Here is a 17,414-nt window from a genome sequence, read left to right as displayed (position 1 = left end):
GAGGTGCTTAAATAAATCAATTGACTAAATGAACAGGATATTGGTCGCTTTGAAACTCTATTTACATAAAAATGTTTTATATTCTTTTTGTTTCAAGTTAAATGTTTGTGAGTGTGGCATGTGTTAACGTTCATCGAACGGTTTACTAATGGGTCGTATTGATCTGTTTTCATTTAAGGGGAGCCTAATGTCTTTATCAGTAATACAGCGAATCTTGAGCGGCTTTGCTGTTTTGGTGCTTTTAATCATTGTTGTTGCCAGTGCGGGCTTTTTAGGTCTAAAGCAAGTTGAAGAAAAATTAGATGTGGTAACTGGTGACGTGGCTGACATTGTGATGTCAAGTAATCAGATTAAAGATGAGTTGATGGCATCTAACTCCGTCATGCTGAGATTTCTTTTGAGCCGAGACAAAGAAGATTTTTCATTATTAGAAGAAGAGTTTATGGCGCATAAAGAACGCTTTTCTGAGCGCTCTCAAAAGCTAGGCCAACTCATAAAAAACAGATCGAATATGTCATCTGAATTGTCCTTAATAGAGGCAGAGGCGGGCGAGTTTTACCGAATTTCTCAAGAAGCCTTTGCGAATCATAGGGCAATGATCGATAACGAGGCGATTGTTTTAGAGGAGAAACTTGATTTAAAGGACTCCGTATTATTTACCATTGAAGATTTGCAGGTATTAGTTGAATCAGATGATTCCGAAGTTAAATTCGCTGCAACTTATATGATTACTCAAATGGAAAGTATGCAAGCGACTGTAAATGATTATTTTGATCAAAAAGACATTGATTACTTAGGTGTACTTTACGCTTCGTTGGAACGTCTGTTTTCTGATGTTCATAACAAAATGCAATACATACAAGATGAAAATATTGAAATTCTAATTCAAGAAGTAGAAGACGCCGTTATTCCTGATGAAGGTGTAGTGATGCGCTATCGTTATTTCCTAGAGATGCAGCAAAAATCGGTTGAGAACGCCAAATCTCTTTCAGAAATAATGAATACCATTTCTCAAAACACAGATAACTTGTTGATCTTAGCTGACGGAACCCGAAAAATCGCTCGTGATGATGCTTCTGGCGCGGCTGATGTCTCTCGGTTAGCGTCGCTTATTATTGTTCTGATTTCAATTGTCATTGCTTTATTGGTTGCTCTATGGGTTAGCCGGAGTATTAAAGGTCCATTAAGCGAAGTTATGTCTGTATTGGGTCAAATTGCTCAAGGAGACTTAACTAAGCAAGTGAAAATTTCCTCTAATGATGAGTTTGGTGAGCTTTCTCGTTGGGTGAATGATTTGGTGAATAAGTTAGAAAGTGTCATGACTGACATCAATAAAGCGTCTACCGAAGTGTCAAACTCGGCTAAAAACAGTTCTGTTTTAGCGAATGAGTCCAAAGCGCTTATGAGCTCTCAAAATGAACAAACTACGAATGTGGCTTCGGCCATGACTGAAATGGCGTCAACGGTTCAGGAAGTCGCTGAAAGCTCCGAAACAACACTTCGTCAAGTTCAAATAGTAGATCAAAAAGCGTTGGATAACCGCCATCAAATGGACGCTAATATCAGTGAAATTGAGATGCTTGTACGAGAAATAGAGGCTTCTGCAAAAGCCGTCAATATTCTAGATGAGCACTCTCAGAGTATTGGTAAAATACTGGAAGTGATACAAGGGATTGCCGAACAGACAAACTTGTTGGCTTTGAATGCGGCCATTGAGGCGGCTCGTGCTGGTGAGCAGGGCCGAGGGTTTGCCGTTGTGGCCGATGAAGTAAGAACATTGGCCACACGAACTCATAGTTCTACCGAAGAAATTCAACGAGTGATTATTGAGTTGCAAAGTGGTGTGAAAGAGACGGTTTCTAGCATGTCTAAAAGTTGCGCCAGTGCTTATAATAGCGTAACTAAGGTTCAAGAAGTTGGGGTGTCATTGCAAGAAATGCAAACGCTTGTCTCAGGGATTAGAGATTTAACAACTCAAATAGCGACGGCGGCAGAGCAGCAATCTGCGGTGACTAAAGATATTAGTCAAAGCATTCACCATATTGCCAATATGTCTGAAAAAGCGTCACTAGCGGCTGAGAATACAGCGAAAGACAGTATTGTTTTGGAGCAATTAGCTGGCCATCAACAAGATTTATTGAAGCAGTTTACTATTCGTAAAATGTAAGATGTAACCACATTTAGATAGATACTCTAAATGTGGTTACTTAATTGGGAGAAAGGAAAAGTGTCAATTCAAATTGGGGATATGCTACCCATTGGTCAGTTTCAAATAATGGGTGAAAATGGGCCTGAATTTATTAATATTACGGATTTCTTTTCAGGTAAAAAAGTCGTTTTGTTCGCGGTACCTGGTGCATTTACTCCAACATGCAGCGTAAGTCATTTACCCGGGTTTGTTGCCCATGCTGATGCATTTAAGGAAAAGGGTATCGATGAAATCGTCTGTTTATCTGTGAATGATGTGTTTGTAATGGACGCGTGGGGTAATGCGAGTAATGCCGATAATATTGTTATGGCGGCGGATGGGCTAGCCGAACTAACAAAATCCATGGGGTTAGAGTTGGATATTTCAGCCGCAAAAATGGGTATTCGTAGTCGGCGTTACGCGATGCTAGTGGATAACGGGATTATCAGCCAGTTATGGCTTGATGAACCGGGCGAGTTTAATGTGAGTTCAGCTGAATATGTATTGAGTCAACTATAAAACCGCGCAAGCGGTTTTTTTATCACTTGATAAAATAACGTTCTGATACCACTATGTTATTTCAACTAAACGAATTTTAAAAGGAGGCGATCAATGCAGTATGAAGGTCGCGTGAATGCACTTGTTGCACCTAAAGGTGCGCTTGAAATGCTTTCTCAAGATGAGATAGCTCGTATTTCTGAAGGCTCAGGCTCGTTATATCAATTGTTTCGTCGCTGCTCTCTCGCTATTTTGAATTGTGGCAGTGATTCTGATGATGCACAGGCGGTAATGGATGAGTTTAATGACTTTGACATTCGTATTGTACAGCAAGAAAGGGGCGTTAAACTGCAATTGATTAATGCACCTGGCAGTGCATTCGTTGATGGTAAAATGATACGCAGCGTACGTGAAATGTTATTTTCAGTGCTTCGAGATATTATTTTTTCTTACCATGAGTACAATTTAGAAAAAGGCTTAGATAACGCCAGTTCAGATAAAATCACTAACGTTGTTTTTGAATTATTGCGCAACGCTAATGCTCTAAGGCGTTCAGATGATTTAGATTTAATTGTTTGTTGGGGCGGCCATTCTATTGCTCGTCATGAGTATGATTACACTAAAAAAGTCGGCCATGAGTTAGGTTTAAGAGATCTTAATATTTGCACAGGCTGTGGTCCTGGTGCGATGAAAGGCCCGATGAAAGGTGCCGCTATCGCTCATGCTAAGCAGAGAATTAAAGATGGCGTTTATCTTGGATTAACTGAGCCTGGAATTATCGCCGCTGAATCGCCAAACCCCATTGTTAATCAACTTGTTATTATGCCGGATATAGAGAAACGCTTAGAAGCTTTTGTTCGAGCAGGGCATGGCATTATTGTGTTTCCTGGTGGCGCAGGCACAGCAGAAGAAATTTTGTATTTACTGGGGATCTTATTGCATCCTAAAAATGCCAATATTCCATACCCGGTGGTGTTTACAGGTCCAAAAGAAAGTGCCGCTTACTTTGAGCAAATACATGAATTTATTGGTGATGTGCTAGGTAAAGAGGCACAAGAGAAATACAGCATTATTATTAATGATGAGGCCGCTGTCGCTAAAGTGATGAAGGATGGAATGGATGAGGTAAGAACTTACCGTCGTCTTCACCATGATGCTTTCTACTATAATTGGAAGTTGCATATCCCTGAGGAGTTCCAGCATCCGTTTGAACCGACTCATGAAAAGGTAGCGGCGTTAAACCTTAATTTTGACCAACCAGTGCATTTACTTGCAGCCGATTTAAGGAGAGCGTTTTCTTCGATCGTTGCTGGTAATGTGAAGGCCTCTGGGGTTGCCTATATCAAAGCCCATGGGCCATTTGAAATTCATGGAGATAAAACGCTTTTGGCTAAGTTGGATGCATTACTGCAAGCCTTTGTTTTGCAACAACGTATGAAGCTGCCTGGAAGCACCTATGTTCCATGTTATAAGGTCGTAACGCACTAATAGAATGGGTTGTAAAGTAAAAAGCCCATTAAAAATAAGATATGAGCTGACCCCCAATAGTTGGACAACAATTATTGGGGGCTTTTTTTGTAGAGATGGCGTCTTGGTGAAAAAAATATGTATCGTCGATTAAAAATCAACCTTCTGCCTTTATCCGTTGAATTTGTTCTAGAATGATTTGGCCTGAAATGGTCGCTGGTGGAGGAATGGCAGGCAATTCATCAATGCTGTACCATGCGGCTTCTGCTATTTCACCTGGGGCGGGAACAATCTCCCCACTTACATAGTCTGCCAAGAAACCGACCATTAGCTGGTGTGGAAAAGACCAAGGCTGGCTGGATGAGTATTGAATATTGTTAACAACGAGACCTACTTCCTCTTTAACTTCCCTTACAACCGCTTGCTCAAGACTTTCTCCAGCCTCAACAAAACCGGCAATATTACTAAACCGATTGACCGCTGAGTGAATCCCTCTAGCAAGTAATATTTTGTTGTCATTACGAATTGAAACAATGATGCAAGGTGAAATGCGTGGGTAATGCCTAAGGTTGCACTTAGGGCATATTTTTGTGTGCTCATTATCGTGTTTCTTTTTAAAACTTGTTCCACAGCGCCCACAAAACCGATGATCAGATTCCCATGTGGCCAACTGTCGTGCGCGGCTAAGTAAATAATACCCCGCTTCATCTTGAGCAAAGAGGAGTTCTCGTAAGTCGATTTCTTGGAAGCGTGGTGGCACAGATTGTAATAGGCAGGCGAATACATCCTTGCCATGCCATTCACCACAAAATACGGGTTGGGATTGAGCATCAGGTTGGAATTGATCAATCGTGACAAGGTAGTGTTGTAATTCTCCTGTCGTCAGAACGTTTCCTCTATACATTAAAAGGAATAGGGCCTCATGATGAGGTGTTGGATGAGTGCTTGTTCCAATGGTTAGCATGTCTTGGCTCTGATTAAGCGAAAACTTAACGCTACCTTTTCGATAGAATTGACGCAAGTGATCGCGTCAATTCTTTTCAGAAATTGGTTAGATAGCGCTAGGTCCAATCTAAGATGACTTTACCTGACAAACCAGATGCCATGGCGTCAAAGCCTGATTGAAAATCATCGATAGAAAAGTGATGAGTAATAATGTGACTAATGTCTAACCCTGATTGAAGCATGGCCACCATTTTGTACCAAGTTTCAAACATTTCTCGGCCATAAATGCCTTTTATATGTAAGCCTTTAAAAATAACTTGGTTCCAATCTATAACGGTGCCTTCACTTGGAATACCGAGCATGGCGACTTTGCCTCCATGATTCATATTAGTCAACATGGAGTTAAATGCCTGATCGTTACCTGACATTTCTAGGCCTACATCAAAGCCTTCTCGCATACCCATGTCAGCCATGACATCTTTTACACTTTCTTTAGTAACGTTAACAACTCTGTCCGCCCCCATCTTTTTAGCAAGTTCTAGACGAAAGTCATTAACATCGGTAATCACCACATTACGGGCGCCAACGTGACGGCAAATGGCGGCGGCCATTGCTCCAATTGGACCTGCACCGGTAATAAGAACATCTTCACCTATAAGGTCAAAGGAAAGCGCTGTATGAACGGCATTACCAAAAGGGTCGAAGATAGAGGCGATATCGTCAGAAATGCTGTCAGGTATCTTGAACGCATTCGATGCAGGGATAACAAGATATTCCGCAAAGGCCCCAGTACGATTTACGCCTACCCCGATCGTTTTACTACAAAGGTGTCTACGGCCTGCACGGCAATTACGGCAATGGCCACAGGTGATGTGGCCTTCACCCGAGACTCGATCCCCTATATTGAACTCAGTAACTTCTGGACCAACAGCGGCAATTTCTCCGATAAATTCATGCCCTACTGTCATTGGAACGGGAATGGTTTTTTTCGCCCAATCATCCCAGTGATAGATGTGCATATCGGTACCGCAAATAGCGGTTTTGCGAATTTTTATTAAAACATCGTTGTGGCCATATTCAGGAATGTCGGCTTCAGTCATCCATATTCCTGGGGTGCTATGTATTTTGGCTAAGGTTTTCATTTATGACGCTCCAATAATATTAAGTTCCCTGCCTACTGAGGCAAAGGCATCAATAGCATAATCCAGTTGTTCTTGTGTGAGTGTAGCTGACATTTGCGTGCGAATTCTAGCCTTTCCAAGAGGCACGACTGGGTAATAGAAGCCAGTCACATAAACGCCTTTCTCAAAGAGTTTCTTAGCCATAACTTGTGATACTTTTGCATCTCCGAGCATCACTGGAATAATGGCATGATCTCCTGGCACTAATGTAAACCCGAGTTGTGTCATCTTCTCTCTAAAATAGTGACTATTTTGCTTAATGGCGATTCGAGACTGATGATCCGATTTGATCCTTTCAAGCACATGCAGGGTAGTGGACACAATCACTGGCGCTAATGAGTTTGAAAATAAATAAGGACGAGATCGTTGGCGCAACCATTCTATGATTGGCTTTGAGGCACTTGTGTAGCCACCGGATGCACCGCCAAGTGCCTTACCAAGGGTGCCTGTTATAATATCAATACGTCCCATGACGTCGCAGTATTCATGGCTGCCTCGACCGTTCTCACCAAGAAAACCGACAGCGTGGGAGTCATCGACCATGACCAATGCATCGTATTTATCGGCCAGATCACAAACAGATTTTAAGTTTGCAATGATACCATCCATAGAGAAAACGCCGTCGGTAACGATGAGCTTTGTTTCGGCACCTGTTGCAACCGCTTTCTGCAATTGCGCCTCAAGGTCTTGCATGTCGTTATTTTGGTAGCGAAAACGTTTGGCTTTACACAGTCTTACTCCATCGATAATGCTTGCATGATTCAATGCGTCGCTAATGATGGCGTCTTTATCAGAAAGTAGGGTTTCGAATAAGCCTGTATTAGCATCAAAGCAAGAAGAGTAGAGAATAGTATCTTCCATGCCAAGAAATTCACTTAACTGACGTTCTAGTTGTTCGTGTATTGACTGGGTGCCGCAAATAAAACGTACAGAGGCCATTCCATAGCCGTATTCATCGAGTGCTGTCTTTGCATGGTTAACAATATTTTGATCATTAGCCAACCCTAAATAGTTATTAGCACATAGATTGATGAGCGACTGATTGCCATTGCCTGTAACTTGCGCTGCCTGGGGCGATAATAGCATTCGCTCTTCTTTAAATAAGCCTTGGTCTTTGAGTTCGGCTAATTGGTGTTCAAGGTTATTTAAAAAGGCTGACTTGCTCATGATGTACCCTCATTTTTTAGTTTGTTACGTTTTTATTGAGTGTAGAAGACCGCGTCAAAAGTAAGTAGATGCAGTGACGTAGTATTTTGACCGTAACAGTTTTGGTATAACGGGCGTGTTTTTGAGTATTTTCGGGAAGTTACTTATCTGGTTTTTTTGTTATTATGTTTTATAAAAATAGAGTGGTGAGAATGATGTCTTTAGTTAAGTTCCATGTAACAGGGCTGGTTGCGAGTGCTTTTTTGTCCTTGTCTTTCGGTGTTCATGCTGATCAATACCATTTACCTATATTGCAATATCATCACGTCGATGAAACGACGCCTTTCTCGACGTCGGTGACCCCAGCTCAATTTCAAGCACATCTTGACTATCTTCAAAATGAAGGTTTTCAAGTCATCGATTTACGATCAGGGTTAAATACTCTGAGGGCTGGGAAGGCATTGCCTGATAAAGCCGTGGCGATAACCTTTGATGATGCTTATAGAAATATATATGACAATGGTTTTCCAATCTTAAAGGAAAAAGGTTTTCCTTTTACTGTTTTTATTAATTCAGACCCAGTCTTAAAACGTAATAGGCAGTTTTTGACCTGGGACAACATGCGTGAAATGCAACAATATGGTGGTGTTATGGCTAACCATACTATCAGTCACCCTTATATGGTGCGTAAGGAGAAAGGTGAAACGTATGGTGACTGGTTTGAGCGTATTAAAAATGAAGTTCTTCAAGTTGAAACATTGCTTATTGATAAATTAGGGCAATCTCCTAAAATGCTTGCTTATCCTTACGGGGAATCGAATGACGCTATACGAGCGTTTTTAACGCAAGAAGGCATTATTGGCTTCGGACAGCAATCTGGTGTGGTGGGGGTCGATTCAAACTTTACCAATTTACCTCGTTTTCCGGCCGCTGGTGCCTATGCCGATCTAGAGGCATTGAAAACAAAGCTATCTTCTATACCCATGCCTTTAGATGCGGTTGAAACAAAAGGTGATTTTGCGGGAGATGATCCTGTCACTATGACGCTGACTTTAAAAAATGGCCAATATCGTACCAAAGAACTTAACTGTTATGTTTCAGGTCAAGGGAAAGCCTCTCTAGAATGGCTAGCGCCGCAAAAAGTAGCGATTACGGCCGCCGAGCCATTTTCCTATGGCCGAGGACGGATAAACTGCACTATGCCCGCAAATAAAGGGGCTCATTACCATTGGTTTTCTAATGTTTGGGTCAAACCAAGAGCGGAAGAGGGTTATGTAATGGAAAAAAGCGAAAAATATTAAAAAAAATGCAAAAAGTGGTTGCACTGAATTTTGAAATCAGTAATATACACCTCGCTCGCAACGGAGGGGTGGCAGAGCGGTTTAATGCACCAGTCTTGAAAACTGGCGTAGGTTAATAGCCTACCGAGAGTTCGAATCTCTCCTCCTCCGCCACTTTAAATAAAAGTGTGTTGCAGCAACTAAATTAGTAATTCCTCGATAGCTCAGTTGGTAGAGCAAATGACTGTTAATCATTGGGTCACTGGTTCGAGTCCAGTTCGAGGAGCCATCGGAGTATAGCGCAGTCTGGTAGCGCGCCTGCTTTGGGAGCAGGATGTCGGGAGTTCGAATCTCTCTACTCCGACCACTAATTTAATCACTACCTAGTAATGGTGGGCGTAGCTCAGTTGGTAGAGCTCCGGATTGTGATTCCGGCGGTCGTGGGTTCAAGCCCCATCGTCCACCCCATTACTGATGAACATTATAGTTGGGTCGTTAGCTCAGTTGGTAGAGCAGTTGACTTTTAATCAATTGGTCACTGGTTCGAATCCAGTACGACCCACCACTATTAATCTTCATGACAATTTCTTTCTGGAAATTCTTGATTCCTCGATAGCTCAGTTGGTAGAGCAAATGACTGTTAATCATTGGGTCACTGGTTCGAGTCCAGTTCGAGGAGCCATCCGGAGTATAGCGCAGTCTGGTAGCGCGCCTGCTTTGGGAGCAGGATGTCGGGAGTTCGAATCTCTCTACTCCGACCATTGTTTATTAATGCATGAGCGGGCCGTTAGCTCAGTTGGTAGAGCAGTTGACTTTTAATCAATTGGTCACTGGTTCGAATCCAGTACGGCCCACCACTTCTTGTGTATCCCTCATTATTTTATCCTCTGTAAAAAATTTTTATATCGCCTTTATATTTTAAGCCTAACGTTTAAAATTATCGCTTATCGCTTATCGCTTATCGCTTATCGCTTATCGCTTATCGCTTATCGCTTATCGCTTATCGCTTATCGCTTATCGCTTATCGCTTATCGCTTATCGCTTATCGCTTATCGCTTATCGCTTATCGCTTATCGCTTATCGCTTATCGCTTATCGCTTATCGCTTATCGCTGTTTTTGTGGGCTTTCGCTGGGGCTATGTCGTCTATGGAGTTGTCGTGGCTTTATATTGATGTGTGGTGCGGATTTATCAGTACGGTGTGGTTTTACTGGGTAACTTTAGTTTATAAAGTGAGTGTAGTGGATTAGGTGGGTTTAGCGCTATAGACTGGGTCTGAAGGTGCTTTTTATGGATGGTATCAATCAGTAAGGAATTTTTAGAAGTGTGTTTTCGTAGAAGATGCTGATGTGGTGGAGGGAGGTGGATTCGAACCACCGAAACTTTCGTGGCAGATTTACAGTCTGCTCCCTTTGGCCACTCGGGAACCCCTCCACAGCAGCGCGGCATATATTATCTATGCCTTTGTGCTTTGTAAATAGTTTTTTTTAAATTAGTGTTTATTTTTTGATAAAAGCAGATTTAATTTACGCTTCATTCTTTCTTCGTTTGAAAGGCCGTCATCTGGCTCCACTTCAACCTTATTTGTTATCGCTTTATCAATGACTGGTTTGACCGTATTCTCGGTGTTTGCTTTGATTGGTTTTTTTGCTGCTTTTTTCGGTAAAATAGGCTTCCCATCTAAATCGATACGCAACTTTTGCTTATTTACACTCTTTTTATAGCGATCAGAGCGTGTGTAAGCGGCTAAGGCGCGTTTTAATTTACTCTCTGTTAATTCGTCATCAAGTTGCATTTCTTTATCAATGCCGATCTTCAGGGGAGAAGGGTTATTCCAATTAAACGCTTTAGGGTATTTTCTTTCTAGTAATTGAATAAGCTTAATGTTGTTCTGTTTATTCTTTTTACGCTTTCTGGCAAGCTGCTGTTCTTCTGTAGAGGCTTCTGCTTCTTGGCCTACAGGCTCTGAGTCTGTGGGTTTGAGCATGGCTTCTTTTTTCATCTCGACTGAGTCACTTTCTGATGCGTGAGTGAGGTCAGTATTTTTTTCCGTAGAGGCGTCTTCAAAATTAGTTAATTCTTCTAAGGTCACTTGCTTCTCAGTTGCGTATGCGTTTTCAGTAGTGGGAGTGTGTGGCGTTAAGTCCGTATTTTCTATCATTGAGTCAAACAGGTTTATCTCAGGGGGTAAGTCAAAGCTAAGCTGATTTTCTGAATCCTCCCTGTCTTCTGTGGGCTCAGTCGATTCTGCCGTTTCAATATCAAGGGAGTCTTCAATGTAAAGCTGGAGTTGATCATTGGGCGTTAAATTGTTCATTTGACTCAGTAAGTCGTATGGAGACGTTGTATCTTCACTGCCAGCAGTAGATGTTGCTCTTTTTAGTGCCGCGATTTCTGCACGAGCATCATTGAGCTCTTGGAGTAGAAAAGCAACTTTGTGTTGAAGTTGCTGAATAAGTTGATCCATAAAAACAAAACCTAATCGCTTCGTATGCTATCTAAAATTATGAAAGTCTTAAATAACAATAATATCGAGCTGTAAAGCAGAGATGGCTATGAAAGCGTCTGTGCTGATAAATAACATAATAAACAGAATGAAGCCGATTTAACTGGCCTCATAGTTAAAACGCAAAACCAATACCTAAAGCAGCATGGTTATCGTATGCGGTGTCGCTACTGTTCAGTACTTTCAATGTTACGTCAATTCGAGACTGTTGACTAATGCCAATGCGTAGCCCTATTTCAGGATAATAGGCGTTATCAGTAACGAAATAATTACCTAAACCAATAAAGCTCCAGACAGGAACGTTGCCCACTCTGGTCACTGGGTCCATGCTGTAGAAGCGAGCGCCAAGATGAAGCGTGCTTTCAAAGCTGTCTCGTAAGAAGAAAGACGCTCCGCCATAAAAAGCTAAGCTTCGTGGAAAGGTATACTCCATAGCGCCAGATAGAATTGAATCTGTGTTACTTGTCGCTGTGGAGGGTTTGCTAAAAATATGGTCATAATTGAGCAATGTAGACCAAGTGCCAGCTGCATTGGCACTTAATGTTGTTAGCATCAATGCAGCGGCGGCAGCGTATCTCATTGATGCTTATCCAACTGGTTTAAGCGAGAAAGCATACCGTTTAATGAGTTCTCCCAATTTGCTTGCTGCTCTTCTTGCTGAGAGAATTTAGCTTCTAACTCAGTTTTTTCTTCACTTAGCTCGTAGTTTTTCATTTCTAGGTCAGAAATTTTTCCTCTAAGAGCATTAATTTCTTCAACAGCTTGATTAATACGTTGTTCTAAGTGATGTAGCAATTCGTTGTTCATGTGATGTCCTTGTTAAAAAAGTATTGTGTTGATTGTAGTGATTTACCAAGCGATAACAACATCTTGTTGCTGTACATTCAAAATTCTTGCATCAACAGCTAATTCTCCAATCGCGAAATTAGGCTGTACTTGGGTAATGGTAACATTGATATTGGCATTGTTCAGTTGTGTTTGGGCATTTTGTAGTTGATCAAAAATTTCATATCGGCGATAAACATTAAATTTGTCGCCTGTCTTGATGCCTGCAAGAGAGCCAGCGTTCAAGTGTATTTTATTTCCTTCTGTACGAAATATGTTAGCAACAAAAGGCTGGCAGCGTAGTTTTTCGCTAGCATCTAAAGACGCTTGCCATAAAATTTGTTGCACAATATTACCGTAATTTGTTTTCCAAAATAAAGAAGACCCAAAGCCTACTTTTTTGTTGCGAGGAAGTGTCCAGTCTCCTGATTCCTGATAGCCTGCTTCAAAAAGTAACGCACCGCTAAAACCGTCATATATATAGATGTCTAGCATCATAGTGCGCGCATTGGTTTCTTTATTGGCCCACTTTAAAAGAGAATTTAGTGGTGTGTCTTGATCTGGGTGTTGAGGGGATAATTCATCGATGTCTCGAATAACGCCACTTATCACGTATTGTACGCCTAAGTCCTCACCAATTCGTGCTACATCGGTTAACGATCCGTCGACATTGGTTGAGGTTGGTGCATTAATAAGGTCTGGATAAATAATGGTATTGGTTGCGGCTAGTGCGTGTAGGTAGCCTTGTCTATTAATTTCATCGGTTAAGCTTTTAGGGAAGCCTCGTGTAATATTGTGAAGCGCCCCTAAATTAGCTTGCTGTGGTACTTGTAAGGCAAAACCAGTAATGCCAACCGATTTGCGGTAAAGGTTCGTCGCACCATTACGACATTGCATATCATCTGTAACATCGGTGGATATACGAATTCGAAGAATATTATCCGAAATAGTCTCTGATAATATCTCTGTTGATTCGGCATATCCCGAAGCTTGCAAATGCATGGATGAATTGAGTTCACCATTATTTAACGAGTCGTTTGACATTAAGGTCGCGCTGGATTGTAAAACCGCTTGCTTGATGGCCTGTTCAGTCGCTCTATAACGTGCGTCTTCAATGTCATTATTATAAATAATCGCTTGTCCAGACGCTTCAATACTGGCGGCAGTTAAGGTGTAGCTAACGGCTAAGCCCATTAAGCCTATGACGCTGGTGATTAAGTGTTTAATGAATTTATTCATTATTCTACAGAGTAAAAGTTATTGGTTTTGTTCTTTGAGGAGGTGCTGTTGTTTCCAGTACTGCGATAAGAGGGTCTAATTTGGCAAGCTGGGTTGGTTCGTATGCTTTCTGGAGAGCCTGCGCATCGACGAAAGTTTTCCTGTAGTGCCATTTCAACAACGGTTTCAAAACTTCCATCATCTAGCTCTCTTTGAGAAACGACTTTAGCACCAACAAGATAAGCATCGACAAAGGTTCTTAACTCGTCATTTTGAGTCATCATATTACTAAGAGTGGACGTACCATTAATTTTTAAGCCATATACGCGCTCAGATAAATTACGGTAAGCGTCAAGTTTAGAGCCTCGTAACGAGAGCAGTTTCGCTTGTGACTTAGAAAATTTTTTATTGGTTATAGGTGCAGAATAGCCGGTAGCATTAATGATGATAGGCTCCCTTGGAATAACATCCACGATCTCGAAAGGGCTATCGCTGTTATTATCGGCAAGAGAATTACTAACAGTATTACCATTGCAAGGTGCAATACTTGTGCACTTGTTTGCGTTTTGAATTGCATTACATGCCGTTAGAAATAAACTGGCAAAACATAAAAGGTACACAGGTTTTAGAAAGCGCATTGCAATGTCTCCTAATCTTTTGGTAATCGTACCACGTGTAATGATCTGTGGCATTTTATTAAAAAGTTCCAATTAATGAATTCTGTAAATAATTATTTTTCTAGGGGCTTTCTTTATTTGAGCACTTTCAACGGTGTCCTCATCTACGGTAATTTGCATCGGATTGGCCGGTTTTGCAATTTCCTCTTCACTGGACGTTTTATGATATGAATAACTGCATCCAGAAAGAGTGCTTACTAATACGGTTAGTATTAAAGGTATCTTATAACGCATTTTATAAGTTTCCTATGTGATTACCTTAGATAATAAGTTTACGGCGTTTGAACACATATCTTAAAGGATAATTTAAATCTTGGGTATTTAGCGACAAGATTAAGCGTTGAGTAATTAAATGGACGACGAAAAATTCAGTTTAACTGTTTTTATATACAGTATTTATGGTACTTTAGTGCTTGTTTTACCGTTTCTATATATCCAAGAGAATATGTCCCAAAGGAAAATAATTCACATAGATGCTGATTGCTTTTATGCTGCAGTAGAAATGCGAGATAACCCTGAGTTACGTGATATTCCATTAGCAATTGGCGGATCGGCGACGTCAAGAGGGGTGATTGCTACAGCGAATTATATTGCACGTGAGTATGGTGTACGCTCGGCTATGTCTTCGGCTCATGCCGTTCGTCTGTGTCCTCACATCGTTATTATTCCTGGAAATAGGCAAAAGTATCGAGAGGTATCCCAACAAATGCATCGTATTTTTGGCGAATACACTCGTCTTATTGAGCCCTTATCGCTTGACGAAGCCTATCTTGATGTAACGGATGTGACGTTATGTCGAGGAAGTGCCACTTTAATGGCGCAAGAGATACGTCAAAAAATTATGGATACAACGGGCATTACTGTCTCTGCGGGCATTGCCGCGAATAAGTTTTTGGCGAAAGTCGCCAGCGATTGGAATAAACCGAATGGACAGTTTGTCGTCCCACCATCGGAGCAGGATGCGTTTGTAAAAAATATTCCTATTAAGCGCATTTGGGGGATTGGGAAAGTTGGTCAAGAAAAGCTTCATAAGTTAGGTGTCAAAACCTGCGGCGATCTGCAGCAAATAGAGTTAGCCAGTCTAATTCAACTATTCGGTCGCTTTGCTTACCGCCTTTCACAACTGGCTTTTGGTGTGGATGACAGAGACGTCCAAATGAATCGCGTGCGAAAAAGCTTTTCTGTCGAACATACTTATGAAAAGGATTTAGATTCCGTTGATGCCTGTTTAAAGCAAGTTCCAAAATTGATCGAAGCATTAACTCATCGAATGGCGGATAAAAAATTCACTCATCCTCCGAGTAAGTTTTATGTGAAAGTGAAGTTTGATAATTTCCAACAAACAACGGTTGAGAAAGCCTATCAAAAAGGTCAGGAGTACGCATTTTTTATTATGTTAATAAAAGAAGCGATTTCTCGTCAAAATAGACCAGTACGATTACTTGGATTGGGTTATCGGTTAAAATCCAACGATTCAATGCAGTTGCGACTTCCATTCGAGTGAAAGTACGTGCCGCTTTTGCTGTTTTGATTGGCCGTTATGTGTAAGTTACCGACTATCTTAAAAGAGGAACAAATAAATGCAGGAATTAGAGTGTGTTGTCGTCGAAACATCTTCATCAATAGACAGTGCTGTTATCTGGTTACATGGTCTTGGTTCTGATGGGTATGATTTTCAACCTATTGTGAAAAGCTTGTCTCTGCCAGAGGCATTAGGCGTACGCTTTATCTTTCCACATGCTCCGATTCGCCCTGTCACGATAAACGGTGGTATGGAAATGAGAGCTTGGTATGACATTTTAGAAATGACGATTGAGCGAAAGGTGGACAGTAAAAATATTGCTGAATCCTGTGCTCACGTTCAAGCCATCATTGATGCGCAAATCGCTTCAGGTATGGCAAGTGAGCGGATTGTGCTTGCGGGTTTTTCACAAGGAGGTGTCATTGCTTATAAATTGGGTCTAACGACCCAGTCAAAATTAGCTGGAATTATGGCGCTGTCTACTTATTTGGTAGAAGCCGAAGCATTAACACATGCGACTGAAAACGTTAATGGTAGCACTTCAATTTTAATTCACCATGGATCTGAAGACCCAGTGGTTCCTCTACAATTAGGTACAACGGCTCGAGAAACGCTGTTGAATAAATCTTATAATGTGGCCTTTAAATCATACAATATGCCTCACTCTGTCTGTCCTGAGCAGATTGGTGATATTTCTAACTGGCTGCAACGTGTTTTGTTAAAACCTCTTTAAAGGCCTAGAAATGATACTGAGGAAGGCGTTTATTGATACACGTCAGTAAACGCCTCCCTGATCCTCCTCTAGACTGATAAATATTGACTTATATCAAGGTAAGAACTGAAGGAAAGGCTACATTTAACGCATAACAAATGAGGTGATGATTATGTTTTTAGATGATGTTGTTCTTGCTGGTGTACTGACTGTCGGTTTGATGTTGGCTTTTTTAGGTGGGTTTGTTTATATCGCTTATAAAGCGATGAAGAGTAAACCTTAGTCTTGAATTTGCTCGTTTATCTCCATATAGATGTGTCTTTCTGGAATGCGATGGATTTACTGTAATGGGCTGTCTGCATAGTGTTAGAATTTAGGCTAATATATTAATTAGTTTAATTTGCAGGTTCGCTTTATGTCTTTGAGTGTTTTCTTTTTAGCATTAACTACAGGAATTCTCGTGATTGCAGGGTTGGCCCTGCTTATTCTTCGTCTATTAAAAAAGGATCAAGAGCGAAAGCTGGCCTTAGCTGAGGCTGAGCAAAGAGTCCTAGAGGGACGCTCTGAGCGTATTGACAGTATTCGTGTACTATTGAAAGTAGTTGGTACCGAGGAGCTTGGTTGGATTGAAGCCGCCATACGGGTGAAAGTGCTATTGGATCAATTGAGTTTTGATCTATCAACAAATGAAGATATTGGTGTTTTCTACAAGGTGTATGCTGAAACAGAGCATATACCTACTCACGATAGTTGGAATGAACTTCCTTCCTCGGCAAAGAAAAAATTTCGCGTACAAATGGAACAATGTGAAGCTCAGTATTTGGACGCTCTACAGCGAGGAAAACAGGCCTTACTCGATTACCCATTGGTTTAATACCAATGAACTTTCTTATTTCCATAGCGGCCTGCTTTTTGGTTTTGGTGGCCTTATTGTTATTTTATTTGAAATACAAACAACAGGTTCCTTATTACCGCGTGAATAAAACGTATTGTTTACGCCTTCTCGAACATGCCATATCGGGCGATCTTCCCGTTGCCGATTGGCATTTTTTTATTGGTGTAACCATCACTCATTCGGCTGAATTAGATACGTTAAGACAACAATGTGAAGACATAGATGAACAATATGTAACAGGAAGTCGCTTGGTTAATTCTCAAGCTTGTGTATTATTCTCATCAGAAGGGAAAAAGGCGCTGGCATCTTTATTGGATGAATGGCAATTTAAAGTGGATTTTGATATATAACGTTG

19 protein-coding genes and 9 tRNA genes are annotated in these 17,414 nt (G+C 41.1%); 18 read left to right on the top strand and 10 right to left on the bottom strand.

Features of this window, described 5'->3' with window-relative positions; genetic code table 11:
* Nucleotides 1-187: 187 nt before the first annotated feature.
* The 3 genes from IEZ33_RS18020 (at nt 188) to ppnN (ending at nt 4,174) form a co-directional block, all read left to right on the top strand.
* Nucleotides 188-2,167, top strand: coding sequence for a HAMP domain-containing methyl-accepting chemotaxis protein (locus tag IEZ33_RS18020; RefSeq protein WP_191601372.1), 1,980 nt, complete (start codon nt 188-190; stop codon nt 2,165-2,167).
* A 60-nt stretch (nt 2,168-2,227) separates the two neighbouring features.
* Entirely contained in the window at nt 2,228-2,707 is a 480-nt protein-coding gene (locus IEZ33_RS18015; RefSeq protein ID WP_191601371.1) for a peroxiredoxin, read from the top strand.
* A 93-nt stretch (nt 2,708-2,800) separates the two neighbouring features.
* Nucleotides 2,801-4,174, top strand: coding sequence for a nucleotide 5'-monophosphate nucleosidase PpnN (gene ppnN / locus IEZ33_RS18010; protein WP_275672784.1), 1,374 nt, complete (start codon nt 2,801-2,803; stop codon nt 4,172-4,174).
* Nucleotides 4,175-4,310: 136 nt separating this feature from the next.
* Here the strand turns inward: ppnN and nudC are convergent, their stop codons facing one another.
* The 3 genes from nudC to IEZ33_RS17995 all read right to left on the bottom strand — a co-directional run bounded on the left by nudC (nt 4,311) and on the right by IEZ33_RS17995 (nt 7,446).
* On the bottom strand, nt 4,311-5,117 hold the full coding sequence (gene nudC / locus IEZ33_RS18005) for an NAD(+) diphosphatase (protein ID WP_191601370.1): 807 nt from the start codon (nt 5,115-5,117) through the stop codon (nt 4,311-4,313).
* Nucleotides 5,118-5,214: 97 nt separating this feature from the next.
* Nucleotides 5,215-6,240, bottom strand: coding sequence for an L-threonine 3-dehydrogenase (gene tdh, locus IEZ33_RS18000; RefSeq protein WP_191601369.1), 1,026 nt, complete (start codon nt 6,238-6,240; stop codon nt 5,215-5,217).
* Nucleotides 6,241-7,446, bottom strand: a complete 1,206-nt coding sequence (locus IEZ33_RS17995) for a glycine C-acetyltransferase (RefSeq protein ID WP_191601368.1) — start codon at nt 7,444-7,446, stop codon at nt 6,241-6,243.
* A gap of 191 nt (nt 7,447-7,637) precedes the next feature.
* Here IEZ33_RS17995 and IEZ33_RS17990 point away from each other — a divergent pair, with 191 nt between their 5' ends.
* From IEZ33_RS17990 to IEZ33_RS17945, 10 genes are all read left to right on the top strand, one after another.
* Entirely contained in the window at nt 7,638-8,726 is a 1,089-nt protein-coding gene (locus tag IEZ33_RS17990) for a polysaccharide deacetylase family protein (RefSeq protein WP_191601367.1), read from the top strand.
* A gap of 62 nt (nt 8,727-8,788) precedes the next feature.
* Nucleotides 8,789-8,879 (top strand) — tRNA-Ser (locus IEZ33_RS17985).
* A 39-nt stretch (nt 8,880-8,918) separates the two neighbouring features.
* Nucleotides 8,919-8,994, top strand: a tRNA-Asn gene (locus IEZ33_RS17980).
* Between the two features lies 1 nt (nt 8,995).
* Nucleotides 8,996-9,072, top strand: a tRNA-Pro gene (locus IEZ33_RS17975).
* 25 nt (nt 9,073-9,097) lie between these two features.
* Nucleotides 9,098-9,173: transfer RNA gene (locus IEZ33_RS17970), tRNA-His, on the top strand.
* A gap of 21 nt (nt 9,174-9,194) precedes the next feature.
* Nucleotides 9,195-9,270 (top strand) — tRNA-Lys (locus tag IEZ33_RS17965).
* A 41-nt stretch (nt 9,271-9,311) separates the two neighbouring features.
* Nucleotides 9,312-9,387 (top strand) — tRNA-Asn (locus IEZ33_RS17960).
* Nucleotides 9,388-9,389: 2 nt separating this feature from the next.
* Nucleotides 9,390-9,466: transfer RNA gene (locus IEZ33_RS17955), tRNA-Pro, on the top strand.
* Between the two features lie 20 nt (nt 9,467-9,486).
* Nucleotides 9,487-9,562 (top strand) — tRNA-Lys (locus IEZ33_RS17950).
* Between the two features lie 4 nt (nt 9,563-9,566).
* On the top strand, nt 9,567-9,878 hold the full coding sequence (locus IEZ33_RS17945; RefSeq protein ID WP_206696875.1) for a hypothetical protein: 312 nt from the start codon (nt 9,567-9,569) through the stop codon (nt 9,876-9,878).
* 176 nt (nt 9,879-10,054) lie between these two features.
* Here IEZ33_RS17945 and IEZ33_RS17940 read toward each other — a convergent pair.
* The 7 genes from IEZ33_RS17940 to IEZ33_RS17910 all read right to left on the bottom strand — a co-directional run bounded on the left by IEZ33_RS17940 (nt 10,055) and on the right by IEZ33_RS17910 (nt 14,164).
* A tRNA-Tyr gene (locus IEZ33_RS17940) sits at nt 10,055-10,138 on the bottom strand.
* A 58-nt stretch (nt 10,139-10,196) separates the two neighbouring features.
* Entirely contained in the window at nt 10,197-11,171 is a 975-nt protein-coding gene (locus tag IEZ33_RS17935) for a ProQ/FINO family protein (RefSeq protein ID WP_191601366.1), read from the bottom strand.
* 154 nt (nt 11,172-11,325) lie between these two features.
* Nucleotides 11,326-11,790: a hypothetical protein gene (locus IEZ33_RS17930; RefSeq protein WP_191601365.1), complete on the bottom strand. Its 465-nt coding sequence runs from the start codon at nt 11,788-11,790 to the stop codon at nt 11,326-11,328.
* Nucleotides 11,787-12,017, bottom strand: a complete 231-nt coding sequence (locus IEZ33_RS17925; protein ID WP_191601364.1) for a cell division protein ZapB — start codon at nt 12,015-12,017, stop codon at nt 11,787-11,789. Before IEZ33_RS17925 ends, IEZ33_RS17930 begins: the two co-directional genes overlap by 4 nt.
* Before the next feature lie 42 nt (nt 12,018-12,059).
* Nucleotides 12,060-13,274, bottom strand: coding sequence for a flagella assembly protein FlgT (locus IEZ33_RS17920; RefSeq protein WP_191601363.1), 1,215 nt, complete (start codon nt 13,272-13,274; stop codon nt 12,060-12,062).
* Nucleotides 13,274-13,891 carry an LPP20 family lipoprotein gene (locus tag IEZ33_RS17915; protein WP_191601362.1) on the bottom strand — a complete coding sequence of 206 codons (618 nt, stop codon included), beginning with the start codon at nt 13,889-13,891 and terminating at the stop codon, nt 13,274-13,276. The genes IEZ33_RS17920 and IEZ33_RS17915 overlap by 1 nt, the downstream gene beginning before the upstream one ends.
* A gap of 72 nt (nt 13,892-13,963) precedes the next feature.
* Entirely contained in the window at nt 13,964-14,164 is a 201-nt protein-coding gene (locus IEZ33_RS17910) for a hypothetical protein (RefSeq protein WP_191601361.1), read from the bottom strand.
* A 211-nt stretch (nt 14,165-14,375) separates the two neighbouring features.
* Between IEZ33_RS17910 and dinB the strand changes: the two genes are divergently transcribed.
* The 5 genes from dinB (at nt 14,376) to IEZ33_RS17890 (ending at nt 17,409) form a co-directional block, all read left to right on the top strand.
* Nucleotides 14,376-15,434, top strand: a complete 1,059-nt coding sequence (gene dinB / locus IEZ33_RS17905; protein ID WP_191603698.1) for a DNA polymerase IV — start codon at nt 14,376-14,378, stop codon at nt 15,432-15,434.
* A gap of 76 nt (nt 15,435-15,510) precedes the next feature.
* Nucleotides 15,511-16,185 (top strand): alpha/beta hydrolase, encoded by a 675-nt coding sequence (locus tag IEZ33_RS17900; protein WP_191601360.1) that lies wholly within the window; start codon nt 15,511-15,513, stop codon nt 16,183-16,185.
* A gap of 151 nt (nt 16,186-16,336) precedes the next feature.
* A complete protein-coding gene (ccoM, locus tag IEZ33_RS20945; protein ID WP_338040927.1) occupies nt 16,337-16,447 on the top strand; it encodes a cytochrome c oxidase subunit CcoM in 111 nt (36 codons plus the stop codon).
* A 132-nt stretch (nt 16,448-16,579) separates the two neighbouring features.
* Nucleotides 16,580-17,038 (top strand): DUF2489 domain-containing protein, encoded by a 459-nt coding sequence (locus IEZ33_RS17895; protein ID WP_191601359.1) that lies wholly within the window; start codon nt 16,580-16,582, stop codon nt 17,036-17,038.
* A 5-nt stretch (nt 17,039-17,043) separates the two neighbouring features.
* Entirely contained in the window at nt 17,044-17,409 is a 366-nt protein-coding gene (locus IEZ33_RS17890) for a hypothetical protein (protein ID WP_191601358.1), read from the top strand.
* Nucleotides 17,410-17,414 lie beyond the last annotated feature (5 nt).

It is taken from the genome of Marinomonas algicola (assembly GCF_014805825.1).
GTDB classification, from domain to species: Bacteria; Pseudomonadota; Gammaproteobacteria; order Pseudomonadales; family Marinomonadaceae; genus Marinomonas; species Marinomonas algicola.
Note: the sequence above shows the minus strand (reverse complement) of the source record. Positions and strands in the feature narration are given on the sequence as shown.

Bases quoted from the DNA above. Each gene is read 5' to 3' on its own strand.
- IEZ33_RS18020 (WP_191601372.1), top strand. From the start codon at position 188: ATGTCTTTATCAGTAATACAGCGAATCTTGAGCGGCTTTGCTGTTTTG.
- ppnN (WP_275672784.1), top strand. From the start codon at position 2,801: ATGCAGTATGAAGGTCGCGTGAATGCACTTGTTGCACCTAAAGGTGCG.
- nudC (WP_191601370.1), bottom strand. From the start codon at position 5,117: ATGCTAACCATTGGAACAAGCACTCATCCAACACCTCATCATGAGGCC.
- tdh (WP_191601369.1), bottom strand. From the start codon at position 6,240: ATGAAAACCTTAGCCAAAATACATAGCACCCCAGGAATATGGATGACT.
- IEZ33_RS17995 (WP_191601368.1), bottom strand. From the start codon at position 7,446: ATGAGCAAGTCAGCCTTTTTAAATAACCTTGAACACCAATTAGCCGAA.
- IEZ33_RS17990 (WP_191601367.1), top strand. From the start codon at position 7,638: ATGATGTCTTTAGTTAAGTTCCATGTAACAGGGCTGGTTGCGAGTGCT.
- IEZ33_RS17935 (WP_191601366.1), bottom strand. From the start codon at position 11,171: ATGGATCAACTTATTCAGCAACTTCAACACAAAGTTGCTTTTCTACTC.
- IEZ33_RS17930 (WP_191601365.1), bottom strand. From the start codon at position 11,790: ATGAGATACGCTGCCGCCGCTGCATTGATGCTAACAACATTAAGTGCC.
- IEZ33_RS17925 (WP_191601364.1), bottom strand. From the start codon at position 12,017: ATGAACAACGAATTGCTACATCACTTAGAACAACGTATTAATCAAGCT.
- IEZ33_RS17920 (WP_191601363.1), bottom strand. From the start codon at position 13,274: ATGAATAAATTCATTAAACACTTAATCACCAGCGTCATAGGCTTAATG.
- IEZ33_RS17915 (WP_191601362.1), bottom strand. From the start codon at position 13,891: ATGCGCTTTCTAAAACCTGTGTACCTTTTATGTTTTGCCAGTTTATTT.
- IEZ33_RS17910 (WP_191601361.1), bottom strand. From the start codon at position 14,164: ATGCGTTATAAGATACCTTTAATACTAACCGTATTAGTAAGCACTCTT.
- dinB (WP_191603698.1), top strand. From the start codon at position 14,376: ATGTCCCAAAGGAAAATAATTCACATAGATGCTGATTGCTTTTATGCT.
- IEZ33_RS17900 (WP_191601360.1), top strand. From the start codon at position 15,511: ATGCAGGAATTAGAGTGTGTTGTCGTCGAAACATCTTCATCAATAGAC.
- ccoM (WP_338040927.1), top strand. From the start codon at position 16,337: ATGTTTTTAGATGATGTTGTTCTTGCTGGTGTACTGACTGTCGGTTTG.
- IEZ33_RS17895 (WP_191601359.1), top strand. From the start codon at position 16,580: ATGTCTTTGAGTGTTTTCTTTTTAGCATTAACTACAGGAATTCTCGTG.
- IEZ33_RS17890 (WP_191601358.1), top strand. From the start codon at position 17,044: ATGAACTTTCTTATTTCCATAGCGGCCTGCTTTTTGGTTTTGGTGGCC.